This window comes from Streptomyces sp. NPDC001270 (assembly GCF_042896695.1).
In the GTDB taxonomy this organism is placed as follows: Bacteria; Actinomycetota; Actinomycetes; order Streptomycetales; family Streptomycetaceae; genus Streptomyces.
Map to the genome: position 1 here is coordinate 228745 of NZ_JBIAXM010000004.1, position 13218 is coordinate 241962.

Annotated in this window: 11 protein-coding genes; 8 read left to right on the top strand and 3 right to left on the bottom strand. The window is 72.1% G+C overall.

Features of this window, described 5'->3' with window-relative positions:
• Window positions 1–52 precede the first annotated feature (52 nt).
• A complete protein-coding gene (locus tag ACFY2B_RS09220; protein WP_390762519.1) occupies window positions 53–304 on the top strand; it encodes a hypothetical protein in 252 nt (83 codons plus the stop codon).
• Window positions 305–427: 123 nt separating this feature from the next.
• On the opposite strand, the gene pepN is transcribed toward ACFY2B_RS09220, so the two are convergent.
• Complete coding sequence (gene pepN / locus ACFY2B_RS09225; RefSeq protein WP_390762520.1) at window positions 428–3007, bottom strand: aminopeptidase N; 2580 nt, start codon at window positions 3005–3007, stop codon at window positions 428–430.
• A gap of 112 nt (window positions 3008–3119) precedes the next feature.
• Between pepN and ACFY2B_RS09230 the strand changes: the two genes are divergently transcribed.
• The 3 genes from ACFY2B_RS09230 to ACFY2B_RS09240 are packed head-to-tail and all read left to right on the top strand — an operon-like array spanning window position 3120 to window position 4222.
• Window positions 3120–3599 (top strand): DUF1203 domain-containing protein, encoded by a 480-nt coding sequence (locus tag ACFY2B_RS09230; RefSeq protein WP_390762521.1) that lies wholly within the window; start codon window positions 3120–3122, stop codon window positions 3597–3599.
• 58 nt (window positions 3600–3657) lie between these two features.
• Window positions 3658–3888: a ribbon-helix-helix domain-containing protein gene (locus tag ACFY2B_RS09235; protein WP_390762522.1), complete on the top strand. Its 231-nt coding sequence runs from the start codon at window positions 3658–3660 to the stop codon at window positions 3886–3888.
• The gene (locus tag ACFY2B_RS09240; protein ID WP_390762523.1) at window positions 3875–4222 is read left to right on the top strand and encodes a type II toxin-antitoxin system PemK/MazF family toxin; all 348 of its coding nucleotides are present in this window, start codon (window positions 3875–3877) and stop codon (window positions 4220–4222) included. The genes ACFY2B_RS09235 and ACFY2B_RS09240 overlap by 14 nt, the downstream gene beginning before the upstream one ends.
• Window positions 4223–4274: 52 nt before the next feature.
• Here the strand turns inward: ACFY2B_RS09240 and ACFY2B_RS09245 are convergent, their stop codons facing one another.
• Window positions 4275–5291, bottom strand: coding sequence for an aspartate-semialdehyde dehydrogenase (locus ACFY2B_RS09245; RefSeq protein WP_390762524.1), 1017 nt, complete (start codon window positions 5289–5291; stop codon window positions 4275–4277).
• 199 nt (window positions 5292–5490) lie between these two features.
• On the opposite strand from ACFY2B_RS09245, the gene ACFY2B_RS09250 reads away from it, so the two are divergent.
• Together ACFY2B_RS09250 and ACFY2B_RS09255 are read left to right on the top strand one after the other, a co-directional pair.
• The gene (locus ACFY2B_RS09250) at window positions 5491–6024 is read left to right on the top strand and encodes an RNA polymerase sigma factor (protein ID WP_390762525.1); all 534 of its coding nucleotides are present in this window, start codon (window positions 5491–5493) and stop codon (window positions 6022–6024) included.
• Between the two features lies 1 nt (window position 6025).
• A complete protein-coding gene (locus ACFY2B_RS09255; RefSeq protein WP_390762526.1) occupies window positions 6026–7042 on the top strand; it encodes a hypothetical protein in 1017 nt (338 codons plus the stop codon).
• A gap of 116 nt (window positions 7043–7158) precedes the next feature.
• Here ACFY2B_RS09255 and ACFY2B_RS09260 read toward each other — a convergent pair whose 3' ends face one another.
• Entirely contained in the window at window positions 7159–10461 is a 3303-nt protein-coding gene (locus ACFY2B_RS09260; protein ID WP_390762527.1) for a S8 family serine peptidase, read from the bottom strand.
• A gap of 288 nt (window positions 10462–10749) precedes the next feature.
• On the opposite strand from ACFY2B_RS09260, the gene ACFY2B_RS09265 reads away from it, so the two are divergent.
• Together ACFY2B_RS09265 and ACFY2B_RS09270 are read left to right on the top strand one after the other, a co-directional pair.
• Window positions 10750–11268: an NUDIX hydrolase gene (locus tag ACFY2B_RS09265; protein ID WP_390762528.1), complete on the top strand. Its 519-nt coding sequence runs from the start codon at window positions 10750–10752 to the stop codon at window positions 11266–11268.
• A gap of 200 nt (window positions 11269–11468) precedes the next feature.
• Complete coding sequence (locus ACFY2B_RS09270; protein WP_390762529.1) at window positions 11469–13217, top strand: TIGR03767 family metallophosphoesterase; 1749 nt, start codon at window positions 11469–11471, stop codon at window positions 13215–13217.
• The last annotated feature ends 1 nt before the right edge of the window (window position 13218 follow it).

Sequence of the window (13218 nt, forward strand, 5' to 3'; positions counted from 1 at the left end):
CCAAGGGCACCCCGGACGCGCACCGGGTTCCGGCGTTCGCTACTTTTGCACCGTGGACAAGAAGAACGCCCTGCGCGCCGGCGCCCTGGCTGCCGGTACGACGCTGATGATGCTGCTCATGTCGTCCCCCGCGCTCGCGCTCACCCGCGACGACGGCGACGATCCCGGCAAGGGCCTGAGCGTCATCCAGACGCTGGGCCTCTTCGTTCTCACCCCGCTCGCGCTGTTCGCGGTCATCGCGGGTCTGGTGATGGTGCTGGACAAGTCGAAGATCCGCGTGACGAAGGGCAAGGCGAGGGTCTGACCCGCCGTCGGCCCGCGCCGAGGGCGCCGGCCGTCATCCCGTACGACAAGCCGAGAAGACGACGAAAAGGGGCGCCACGCCGGGCGCCCCTTCGTCGTGCGCGTGCCGACGCGCCGCGGACGACTACGCGGTCGCCGCCGCGGCGTCCGCGGCCTGGGCCCTCAGGGCCCGCTCGACGCCCGCGCGGGACTCCGAGACGAGGCGGCGCAGGGCCGCGCCCGGCTCGGCCGCGGCGAGCCACGTGTCCGTCCTCACCAGGGTCTCCTCGGACACCTGGATCGACGGGTAGAAGCCGACCGCGATCTGCTGGGCGATCTCGTGCGAGCGGGAGTCCCAGATGTCCTTGACGACCTCGAAGTACCGCTCGGCGTAGGGCGCCAGCAGCTCCCGCTGGTCGGTCTGCACGAAGCCGCCGATCACGGCCTCCTGGACGGCGTTCGGGAGCTTGTCGGACTCGATGACCGACGCCCACGCCTCCGCCTTGGCCTCCGGCGTCGGACGGGCCGCCCGCGCGGTGGCCGCGTGCCGCTCGCCCGCGGCGGTCCGGTCCCGCTCGTACTCGCCCGCGATCTCCGTCTCGTCGAACCGGCCGACCGCCGCCAGCCGCTCCACGAACGCCCAGCGCAGGTCCGTGTCCACGGCCAGGCCCTCGACGGTCTGCGTGCCCTCCAGCAGGCCCTCCAGCAGGTCCAGTTGCTCCGGCGTGCGGGCGGTCGCGGCGAACGCCCGGGCCCAGGCCAGCTGGTGGTCGCCGGCCGGCTCGGCGGAGCGCAGGTGCGCCAGGGTGGCGTCCGTCCAGCGGGTGAGCAGCGCCTCGCGGGCGGCGGGCGCGGCGTACATCTCGATCGCCAGCTTCACCTGGCGCTGGAGCGACTGCACGACGCCGATGTCGGACTCTTTGCCGATGCCGGACAGCACCAGGGACAGGTAGTCACGGGTGGCCAGCTCCGCGTCCCGGGTCATGTCCCAGGCGGAGGCCCAGCACAGCGCGCGGGGCAGCGAGGACGCGAAGTCGCCGAGGTGCTCGGTGACGAAGGCCAGCGACGCCTCGTCCAGGCGGACCTTCGCGTACGACAGGTCGTCGTCGTTGAGCAGGATCACGGCCGGGCGGCGCCGCCCGGCCAGCTGCGGTACGGCCGTCAGCTCGCCGTCCACGTCCAGTTCCAGCCGGTCGCCCCGCACCAGCTTGCCGCTCGCCGCGTCCAGGTCGTACAGGCCGACCGCGATCCGGTGCGGGCGCAGCACCGGATCGCCCTTGGCGCCGGCGGGCAGGGCCGGGGCCTCCTGGCGGATCGCGAAGGACGTGATGACACCGTCGGCGTCCGTCTCCACCGCCGGGCGCAGGATGTTGATCCCGGCCGTCTCCAGCCACTTCTTCGACCACGTCCGCAGATCGCGGCCGGAGGTCTCCTCCAGGGCGCCCAGCAGGTCGGACAGGCGCGTGTTGCCGTAGGCGTGGCGCTTGAAGTAGGTCTGCACGCCCTTGAAGAACTCGTCCATGCCGACGTAGGCGACGAGCTGCTTGAGCACGCTGGCGCCCTTGGCGTACGTGATGCCGTCGAAGTTGACCAGCACGTCGTCCAGGTCGCGGATCTCGGCCATGATCGGGTGCGTGGAGGGCAACTGGTCCTGCCGGTAGGCCCACGTCTTCATGGAGTTGGCGAAGGTGGTCCACGAGTGCGGCCACCGGGATCCGGGCGCGTACGCCTGGCAGGCGATGGAGGTGTACGTGGCGAACGACTCGTTCAGCCACAGGTCGTTCCACCACTCCATGGTGACCAGGTCGCCGAACCACATGTGGGCCAGCTCGTGCAGGATGGTCTCGGCCCGCGTCTCGTAGGCCGCGTCGGTCACCTTCGACCGGAAGACGTACTGGTCCCGGATGGTCACCGCGCCCGCGTTCTCCATCGCGCCCGCGTTGAACTCCGGCACGAACAGCTGGTCGTACTTCTCGAACGGGTACGGGTGGTCGAACTTCTCCTGGAACCACTCGAAGCCCTGCCGGGTGACCTCGAAGATCGCGTCCGAGTCGAGGAACTCGGCGAGCGAGGGACGGCAGTAGATGCCGAGCGGCACGCTCTGCCCGTCCTTCTCGTACACGCTGTGCACCGAGGTGTACGGCCCGGCGATCAGCGCCGTGATGTAGGTCGAGATGCGCGGCGTCGGCGCGAAGACCCAGACGTCGTCCTTGGGCTCGGGGGTCGGCGAGTTGGAGATGACGGTCCAGCCCGTGGGCGCCTTCACGGTGAACTGGAAGGTCGCCTTCAGGTCCGGCTGCTCGAAGGAGGCGAAGACCCGGCGGGCGTCCGGCACCTCGAACTGGGTGTACAGGTACGCCTGCTCGTCGACCGGGTCGATGAAGCGGTGCAGCCCCTCACCGGTGTTCGTGTACGCGCACTCGGCCACGACCCGCAGCTCGTTGCGGCCCGCCTGGAGGCCCGGCAGCGCGATCCGCGAGTCCGCGAAGACCGCGGCCGGATCGAGCGGGTCGCCGTTGAGCGTCACCTCGTGGACCGCGGGGGCCACCAGGTCGATGAAGGACGCGGCGCCCGCTTCCGCGACATCGAAGCGCACCGTGGTCACGGACCGGTAGGTGCCCCCCTCCTGCGCTCCGGAGAGGTCGAGATCGACCTCGTACGAGTCAACGGTGAGCAGCTTCGCCCGCTGCTGCGCCTCTTCGCGAGTCAGGTTTGTGCCAGGCACGCGGTCATCTCCTCGTTATGTGTGGGTTGTGCCATCCTTCCACGGGTCATCCACAGAACGCGATGTCCGCATCCCGCCGGTGACAGGGGCGGACGCGCGCCAGCCTGGTGGGATGACGACATACACCGCACGTCCGGTCGACCCGGCGGCCCTGAAGGAACTGCGCGCCGTGGACGACGCGGGGCGGGAGACGGTTCCCGTGACCGACGACGAGGGCGGCGCGCCGCTGCGCTGCTGTCTGCGCCGCAGCGCGCCCGGCGAGTCGATCGCGCTCGTGTCGTACGCGCCGCTGCGCCGCTGGGCGGCCGGAACGGGCGCCGAGCCCGGCGCCTACGACGAGCAGGGGCCGGTCTTCATCCATGCGGGGGAGTGCCCGGGGCCGGTGGCCGAGGGCGGCCACCCGTTCACGAACGCGCACCGGACGGTCCGCCGCTACTCGGCCGGCGGCCGGATCCTCGGCGGGCGGCTCGTGACGGAGCCCGACGGCTTCGAGGCGGCCTTCGCGGAGGCGTTCGCGGATCCGGAGGTGGCGCTGGTCCATGTGCGGGCGGTGGAGTACGGGTGCTTCCTCTACGAGGTGCGCAAGGGTTAGCACCCGCACGGTAGTACGAATGGTAGCTAGCTTGGTCATACCTTGCTAGCGTGCTGGTATGAAGATCAGTGTGAGTCTGCCGCAGGAGGATGTCGCCTTCGTCGACGAGTACGCGGCCCGTACCCATGCGGAGTCCCGTTCGGCGGTGATACACGACGCCATCGAGTTGCTGAGGCAGGCGCGGCTCGTGGAGGAATACGCGGCGGCGTTCGCTGAATGGGACGGCAGCGAGGACGCCGAGTTCTGGGACCGGTTCTCCGGGGACGGGCTGAGCGATGAAGCGCGGTGACATCTACCTCGTCGACTACGAGCCGTCGCGGGGCAGCGAGGCGAACAAGGCCCGTCCCGCGGTGATCGTCTCGAACGACAGCGCCAACGCGGCGGTCGAGCGAACGGGAATCGGCGTGGTCACGCTGGTCCCCCTGACGACCAACACGGCTCGTGTCTACCCGTTCCAGGTGCTGCTTCCCGCAGGTGAATGCGGTCTTCCCAAGGAATCCAAGGTGCAGTGCGAGCAGGTGCGTGCGCTCGCCCCCGACCGGTTGCTGCGGCCGCTCGGCACGGTGCCCCGGCAGCAGATGGCGAAGATCGACGCCGCCCTGCGCAGACACCTCTCCCTCTGAAACCCGAAGGGCGTCCACCGGCCGGTGGACGCCCTTCCCCGGTGTCGCGGTGTCACCCCGCCAGTTCGGCCGCGACCAGCTCCGCGATCTGGACGGCGTTCAGGGCCGCGCCCTTGCGCAGGTTGTCGTTGGCGACGAACAGGGCCAGCCCGTTGTCGCTCGTCTCGTCCCGGCGGATCCGGCCGACGTACGACGGGTCCTGGCCGGCCGCCTGGAGCGGGGTCGGGATGTCGGTGACCACGACGCCCGGCGCCGCGGCGAGCAGCCCGGCGGCCCGCTCCGGGGACAGCGGACGCGCGAAGCGGGCGTTGATCTGGACGGAGTGGCCGGTGAAGACCGGGACCCGGACGCAGGTGCCGGAGACCTTGAGGCCGGGGATCTCCAGGATCTTGCGTGACTCGTGGCGGAGCTTCTGCTCCTCGTCGGTCTCGTTCAGACCGTCGTCGACGAGGTTGCCCGCGAAGGGGAGCACGTTGAAGGCGATGGGCCGCTTGTAGACCTGCGGCTCGGGGAAGTCGACGGCCGCCCCGTCGTGGGTGAGCCGGTCGGCGTCGGCGACCACCTTCTGGGCCTGGCCGTGCAGCTCCGCCACGCCCGCGAGGCCCGAACCGGAGACCGCCTGGTAGGTGGCGACGACCAGGGCTTCGAGGCCCGCTTCCCGGTGCAGCGGCTTGAGCACCGGCATCGCGGCCATCGTGGTGCAGTTCGGGTTGGCGATGATGCCCTTGGGGCGGTGCGCGATCGCGTGCGGGTTCACCTCGGAGACCACCAGGGGTACGTCCGCGTCCCGCCGCCAGGCGGAGGAGTTGTCGATCACGACGGCGCCCTGTCCGGCGACCTTCTCGGCCAGCGCGCGGGAGGTGGCGCCGCCCGCGGAGAACAGGACGATGTCCAGGCCGGTGAAGTCGGCGGTCGCCGCGTCCTCCACCGGTACGCCGTCCAGGACCGTCCCCGCGGAGCGGGCCGAGGCGAACAGCCGCAGCTCGTCCGCCGGGAAATCCCGCTCGGCGAGGATCCTGCGCATGACCGTGCCGACCTGACCGGTGGCTCCGACGATTCCGACCTTCACGGGTTCCTCCGTACTACGTGTGTGTGCGGCCTCTGTGCGTGCGGCACGGCGGCCGCTCCAGGATGCGTCTGTCCAGGCCCGTCCTGTCCAATCCATTGTCCGGGTGGTGGGACGGGGCGGCGAAATCCCCGGGGTTCGCGGCGAACGTTTCGCCCCGCTTCCGCGTCGTAGGGGAAACCCGGGGAGGGGAGAGGTGGCTGTGCTGCGTAGAAGGGCCCGCCGCGGTCAGGAGGCGGTCCGCGGAGGGGACGATCCGCTGGACGCGGCCCAGGAGCGGCGGGTGCGGGCGGTGCTCGCGCTCGGCGGCGTGCCGCAGTCGGACCTGCCGGACGGGGTGCAGCAGGTCCGGCTGCGGCTGCTGGAGCGGGCCGCGAGCGGGCGCGAGGCGCCGCGGGACGTGTCGGCGTGGGTGGCGGTGGTCGCCTCCAACCTGGCCATGGACTGGCACCGGGCCAAGCGGCGCCAGGAACGGCTGGGGGAGCGGCTGGCCGCGCTGCGCGAGCCCGCGCACCCCTCGGGCGAGGAGACCAGCCTGCTGTCCCTCGCGGTCGCCCGGGGTCTGGACGGGCTGCCGGACGCCCAGCGGCAGGTGGTCGTGCTCCGGTTCTTCGCCGACCTGTCGGTGCGGGGGATCGCCGAGGAACTGGGCATCCCGGAGGGCACGGTCAAGAGCAGGCTGCACACGGCGGTCCGCGCGCTGCGCGACCGGCTGCACGAGGACGAGGTGGTGTGACATGACCGCCGGACACGAGGGTGCGCGGGACACCGGTGGCGCCGGTGGCACCGGAGGCGCCGGGGAGCAGCACGGGGAGTACCGGGAGTGGGAGCACGGGGGGCACGGGGAGATCGGGGAGTACGACGGCACGGACGCCCTGATGGCCGCGATCACCGGCGACCCGCTGCCGCAGGAGGCCCGCCGGGACCCCGCCCGGCTCGCCGCACACCGGGCGGCCGAGGCCGACGTGGCGGTGCTGCGGGACCAACTGGCCTGGCTGGCGGAGGCGTTGACGGGGGAGGGGACGACCAGGGGGGTGGTGAGCGGGGAAGCGGCGATCGGCGGGACCGGTGCACCGCAGGGCAGCGGCGGACCGGAAGGCACCGGAACAGCGGAAGGCATCGGAACTGCGGACGGCCCCGGTCCGGTCGTGCCGCCCGCCCGGCGTGCCCGGAGCCGTACCCGTTCCGCCGGTCCCGGCCGGCCGCCGGAGCCCGGCCGTCCGGGCGGCCGTCGGCGCGCCCTGCGGATCGCGCTCGGCTCGCTCGCCGGTGCCGCGGCCTTCGCCCTGGTCCTGGGCTTCGGCTGGGTGGTGACGCGGGCCGGCGGCGGCGCGGACGACAGTGCCGGGGCGGCGGCCAAGAGCGACGCCGGGGTCGCGGGCCGGGACGCCGGGCCCGGCGGCCGGCCGGCGGACCCGGAACGCGAGCTGGCCTGTTCCCGCCTGGTCGTGGAGGGCACGGTGGCCCGGGTGGAGCCGCAGCCGGGCGGCTCCGGGGGCAGCAGGGTCACCCTGACCGTGCTCCGCTCCTACAAGCCCGCGCACGGCCCGGCCGAGGTCCGTGTCCTGCTCGACGCGGCCGCGTCGCCCGCACCGCGCCCGGGACAGCACGTGCTCGTCCTGGTCGGCCGGGGCGAGCGGGACGCGAGCCGGTGGGTCGTGGGCGACACCCGCGTGGCCGCCGGACGCGCCTGGATCACCGACGCCCTGCCCGGCTCCCCCGCCGCGGCCTGCCCTTCCGGCGATGCGTCCTGAGCCGGGGAGCCCGCGGGCCCGGCCGGGTGCGCCCCGGGCGGCGGTCCGGGGCCGTGACGCACGGAGCGGGGCGGGCGTCCGTCAGGACACCCGCCCCGCCCGTCGGCGTCACCGCGTCACGGCGTGACCTTTTCGATCTGCACGCTGCCGACGCCCGCGACCGTGCCGCGCGCGTTCACCAGCTGCACCCGGCCGAAGAACTCACGGCCCGCCGGAGCCTCGGCGGCGGCCGTGACCTGCCCGGTCACCGTCGCCGAGGCGCCCGTGCCGAGCTTGACCGGAGCCGAGCCGTCGACCGTGACGGAACCGAGCGCGGAGGAGAAGAACACGTCCCGGTAGTCGAAGTCGGTCGAGCCCGACGGCACCGAGTAGCCCACGACCTCCACGGTGTAGGTGCCCGCGGCCGGCTTCGGGAGGGAGACCGCCTCCTCCGAGTCGCCGTCCGCGGACAGCGCGACCTGGTTGCCGTCCGCGTCGTACACGGTCAGGTCCAGGTCGGCGGCGGTGTCGGAGACGTTGCCGATGGCGACGTCCAGCGTCTCGGCGCCCGCCGGGACGGTCACCTCGGTGGTCCGGGTCTCGCCCTGCGCGATGGCGGGCCGGTCGGACTTCGCGGAGCCGAGCGGGCCGCCGACCAGCTTGCCGTCCAGGGCGGCGAAGTGGTTGGTCACCTTCCAGGACACGGTGGCCGGGACGCCGACCTTCGCCTCGGGCACGGTCACGGTCGCCGGGTCGAAGGCCGCGCCGAGCACGGTGACGTCCAGCTTGTACGGGTTGTCGAGCAGCGGCGAGGTGCGGCGCGACTCGACCTCGATCTCCCAGACGCCGGCCTGCGGGTCGGTGTACGAGCGCAGGTCGGGCCGGCAGCCGTTGCCGTCCAGGTAGTTGTTGTAGCAGTACGGCGTGGAGGTCTCGTCGACCGGGACGCCGTACGGGTGGATGGAGATGAACCGGGTCTGGCTCTTGTCCTTCAGCCCGCCGATCGCGACCTCGAAGGACTTGGCGCCCTCGGGGACGTCGAGGAAGTACGACTGCGTGCTGTTGCGCTGCACCGAACCCGACGCGGAGAAGGTGTGGCCGACCGGCGTCGCCACCACGACCGTGGTGAGGATCTGCTGGTCGATGCCCTCGGTCCGCGGGTCGTCGACCTCAAGGATCGCGCTCTTGAGACCCGCCGACTTCGGGGCCGCCTGGACCTTGACGGTCACCGGCTGGTTCAGTGGCAGCTTCACCACGTCGTCGCCGACGATCCGGAAGGTGCCGCCCGCGTTGTTCTCGAAGTGCAGCTCGTGCCGGACCGCCGTGGCCGGTCCGGAGGTACGGGTGATCGTGACGTCGTACGTCTTCTTCTGCCCGGCCTTCAGCCCGCCCTCGCGGTCGTACAGGCCGGTGCCGAAGCCCGGCGTCCTGAGCGCGTAGTCGATCGCGGTGTCGACCGGTGCCTTGACCGTGTAGTCATGGGCGCCCGCGCCGTTCCTGACGGCCTTCCAGGCGTCCACGATGTTGATCAGGCCCGCGCCCTCCTCGTACGCCTGCGCGCCCTTGATGTGGTCGGCGGTCGAGGTCAGCGCCGTGCGCAGACGGGCGGGGGTGAGGTCGAGGTGCCGCTGCTTCGCCGCGCTCAGCAGCAGCGCGGTCGCGCCGGTCGCCTGCGGGGAGGCCATCGAGGTGCCCTGGAGCATCGAGTAGCCGGCCGGCAGGGAGTAGCCCGCCTCGGGCACCGGGCCGCCCGGCAGCCAGGTCTGGGTGGTGTTGATCGCGGCGCCGGGCGCGACCAGGGTCGGCGCGAAGCCGCCGTCCTCGCGCGGGCCGCGCGAGGAGAAGGGCATCAGCGCGTACTTCTTCTCCACCTGGGAGCCGTAGTTCGCGGCCCAGGTCTCCTTGGAGATGCCCGCGCCGACCGCGATCACCTTGTCGGCCAGGCCGGGGTCGCCGATCGTGTTGGCGCCGGGGCCGTCGTTGCCCGCGGAGATGACGAGCTGCACGCCGTAGGTGTCGATGAGCCGCGTGTACAGCTCGGCGCGCGCGTTGTTGCCGTCGTTGAGCGCCGGGAGGCCGCCGATGGACATGTTGACGACGTCGACGCCGCGGTTCGCCACCAGGTCGATCATGCCCTCGGTGAGCGCGACGTTGGTGCAGCCGCCGGTCCAGGTGCAGGCGCGGGAGGAGACGATCTGTGCGCCGGGCGCGGCGCCGTTCATCTTCCCGCCGAACAGGCCGCCTGCGGCGGTGATGCCGGCGACGTGCGTGCCGTGCTCCGACTCGATGACGCCGATGTTGACGAAGTCGGCCTTCTTGCCGACCCAGGACCCGCCGTAGGGGTCCATCGGCACGTCCTTGCGGATCTGCACGACGAACGGCTGGCGCTCGACCACGTCGGTTTTCGGGTCGTCGGTGCCGAAGTAGCCGATCTGGTAGCCGTCCTTGTACGGCTTCAGCGGCGTGTCGTCGGAGAAGTCGTTGTTGTTGTTCAGGTCGACCCGGACCGTGCCCGCCGCGGGGTCGTACAGCACGCCCCAGGAGTCCGTGGTGTCGCCGTCGCGGTTGGCGTCGCCCGCCGCGTCGCCGCCCGCGGTGTAGGACTCCTTGAACACACTGATCTGGTAGGAGCCCGCCGGGGCCCGCCAGCTCTGGCCGCTGTAGGTGAACGACGGCCCGGAGACGGCGTTGACCATCGGGCGCCAGGTCTGGTCGCCGTCGACGATCGGGTCGGTCGCCGTCACCCAGTCGACGATCTTCCGCTCGCCGGTGGTGGTCTTCTGCAAGGCCGGGTGGCCGAGGTCGACGCCGGAGTCGAGGATGCCGATGGTGACGCCGCGGCCGTCCGCCTTCGGGTTCTGCCGCACGAAATCGACGGCGCCCGTCTCGAAGGACGGGTTGTACGGGTTCTCGGCGGGGGTGTTCCTGCCGGGTGCCGGATACGTCTTCGACGGCGCGGCGCTCTGGGTGGCGCCCGCGGAGGGTGCCGGGTCGTCGAGAGGGATCTCCTGGCGCAGGTCGATGGCGTGCACCGAGGACAGCGTGGCGGCGGCGGCGATGGCCGCGTCCGCCGTGCCGGTCGGGACGGTGGCACGGACGTAGCCCAGCTTGTCGTAGGTGCGGCCGACCGAGCCGCCCTTGACCGCGTCCAGCTGCTCGGCGACCTGCTCGGTCCGGCCCGGCGCGGTGGCGATCATCATCGTGACGTTCTTGTCGCCCGCCGCCTTGGCCGCGGCGAGCAGGTCGGCGTCGTCGGAACCCAGCTTGGGGCTCTCGGCCGACTTGACGCTGGGGTCGGCCGTCGTCGCGGGGGCGGTCGCGGCGACGGCCAGGGGTATCGGGCCGGCCGCGGAGAGCGCGGCCACCAGACCGGCGGCCACGGCGATGCGGGCCACGCGTCTCGCGCCCGGCGTCGGGTCGCTCTTGGAGGAGTGGATCATCGGCATCCCTTGTAGGTAAAGGAACGTTGAACACGGCAGTCCGGATGTCGGTGCCGGACGATCGCTCAGCTTTACCCAAGGGTGAGAACTTTGGGGAGAGTTGACCGGGGCGTGAGGGATGGATGGCGTACACCCGCCATACGCCACGGGGGATTTAAGCCGCCAAAAGATGATCTTTCGCTGATTGTTTCGGGAACATGAACGCGAACTGTGGCGGAATACCGTCGCACCGTGGCCGGAACCGTCGTCCGGCCCCCGGACCCGGCACACTCGGACTAACGTCCCCCCGTGCGCAGGAAACTGAGGGTGGCGGCCTACGCCGTGTGCGTTCGCGACGTGGGGGCCGCTCCGGCCGAAGGCCCGGGGCGGATCCTGCTGGCCCGCTCGCCGGCCCCCGAGGGCCCGCCCGAGTGGGTGCTGCCCGGCGGCGGCATGGAGCACGGCGAGGATCCCCACGACACCGTGCGCCGGGAGGTCTTCGAGGAGACCGGCTACCGCATCGAGGTGACCGGCCTGCTCGGCGTGGACTCGCTGCACCTGACCAGGCCGCGGCGCTTCGGGCGCGGCGTCGACCACCACGGCGTACGGCTCGTCTACGAGGGCCGGATCACCGGCGGTGAACTGCGCAACGAGGAGAACGGCTCCACCGACCTGGCCGCCTGGCAGGACCTGGCCGCGGTGGACGGTCTGAACCGGGTCGCGCTCGTCGACACCGCGCTCAGGCTGTGGCGCGAGCGCCCGGCGTCCGGACGGCTGCCGGACGGGCCCGGCGGCCTCCTGCTACCCCCGCAGATGAACACGGAGTGACCGTCCACCGGCCGCCCGAAATCCACCGTATGACCGTGTCCGGTACGCCGTGATCCACGTACGGTGATCGGCGCCGCACGTTGCTGCCTCGTTCACGCGCAGGTCACCCCTGGTGCCAACGATCCCAAGCAGCGGGATGTTCGCGATGGCGATCACCCGCGAACCACTGCTGACGCGTTCGCACCCGGGGAGACCGCGCCATGTCGCGCATACGCTCTGTCGCCACCTCCGCGCTGGGGGTCAACCGCCGTACCGTCCTCGCCGCCGTCGGAGCGGTGTCGGCCTCCGCGGGCATCGGCTACGCCCTGCGCCCCACCGACAGCCAGGCCGCCACCACCCAGGGGGCACCCCTCGCCTCCTCGCGGACGGCGCCCGCACCGCCGCTCACCCCCTACGCCAAGGGCACCACCCTCGAATCCGTCGCCGCCGCACCGGGCGGCTCCGGCTACCGGCGCCTCGGCGACGGACCCGGCTGGCCGCGGGTGGTGCGCGAGGAACTGGCCGCCGCCAAGTCCGGCCGCGCCGACCGCCGTACCCCGCTCGCCGCCTTCGTCCAGCTCACCGACCTGCACCTGATGGACGTCCAGCACCCGCTGCGGCTGGAGTTCCTGCGCTCCGCCGACCGGCACGCCTGGCGCCCGCACGAGGCGCTGACCGTGCCCGGGGCCGTCTCGCTGGTCGAGCGGGTCAACTCGCTGCGGGGCGGCCCGGCCACCGGCTCGCCGCTGCACTGCGTGATGACCACCGGCGACAACACCGACAACAACGCCCACTCCGAACTGGAGTGGTTCATGACGATCATGAGCGGCGGGAACATCACCCCCAACACCGGGGACCCGCGCCACTACGAAGGCGTGCAGAGCAGCGGCCTCAGCCTCTACTGGCAGCCCGACTCGGCCCTGCGCGACCAGGACAAGACGGCCGGATTCCCGCAACTCGACGGCTACTTGGCGGCGGCGCTCCGGGAGGTCCGCAGCCCCGGCCTGCACCTGCCCTGGTACTCCACGGTCGGCAACCACGACGCCCTGCCGCTCGGCTGCTACGGCTCGCACGGCGACCCCTACCTCACCGAGTTCGCGGTCGGCGGCAGGAAGCTGATGAGCCTGTCCGCGGCCGAGGCGAAGAAACTCCAGGACAGCATCAGGAACGCCGCCGACCCCCAGGGCACCGGCTTCCGGGACCTGCTCCAGGCACACGCGCGCGATCTGCGGCCGGTCACCCCCGACGACAGGCGTGCCCCGTACACCCCCGCCGACTACCTCAAGGCCCACCTCGACCCGGCCCACACCGGATCCGGTCCGGCCGGCCACGGCTACTCGTCGGACAACGTGGCCGCGGGCACCCAGTACTACTCGTTCCGCATCACCGACGACGTGATCGGCATCAGCCTGGACACCACCGACCCGGGCGGCCACTACGACGGCTCCATCGGCACCGCCCAGCTCACCTGGCTGGACAAGACCCTGCGGGACAACAAGGACGCGTACGCCGTCGTCTTCAGCCACCACACCAGCGCGACGATGGACAACACCCGCCCCGATCCGGCCGACCCCGGCGAGCAGCGGCACGACGGCGCCGCGGTCCTCGCCGTGCTCGCCCGCCACCCGGGCGTCCTGGCCTGGGTGAACGGCCACATCCACCGCAACGTGATCACCCCGCACAGCACCGCCGGCGGCCACTCCTTCTGGGAGATCTCCACCGCCTCCCACGTCGACCACCCCCAACTCGCCCGGGTCATCGAGCTGGTGGACAACAAGGACGGCACGCTGTCGCTGTTCACCACGCTCGTCGAGTCCGCCGCGCCGCACCGCACCGATCCCGCCGACCTGTCCCAGACCGGCCTGGCCGCCCTATATCGTGAGCTGTCCTTCAACGCCCCCGGCGCCGGCACGACCCTCGGGGGTTCCACGACCGACCGCAACACGGAGCTGGTGCTGAAGAAGGGCTGAG

Coding starts and splice junctions, on each gene's coding strand:
- ACFY2B_RS09270 (WP_390762529.1), top strand. CDS start 11,469: ATGTCGCGCATACGCTCTGTCGCCACCTCCGCGCTGGGGGTCAACCGC.
- ACFY2B_RS09240 (WP_390762523.1), top strand. CDS start 3,875: ATGAAGCGCGGTGACATCTACCTCGTCGACTACGAGCCGTCGCGGGGC.
- ACFY2B_RS09230 (WP_390762521.1), top strand. CDS start 3,120: ATGACGACATACACCGCACGTCCGGTCGACCCGGCGGCCCTGAAGGAA.
- ACFY2B_RS09260 (WP_390762527.1), bottom strand. CDS start 10,461: ATGATCCACTCCTCCAAGAGCGACCCGACGCCGGGCGCGAGACGCGTG.
- ACFY2B_RS09255 (WP_390762526.1), top strand. CDS start 6,026: ATGACCGCCGGACACGAGGGTGCGCGGGACACCGGTGGCGCCGGTGGC.
- ACFY2B_RS09235 (WP_390762522.1), top strand. CDS start 3,658: ATGAAGATCAGTGTGAGTCTGCCGCAGGAGGATGTCGCCTTCGTCGAC.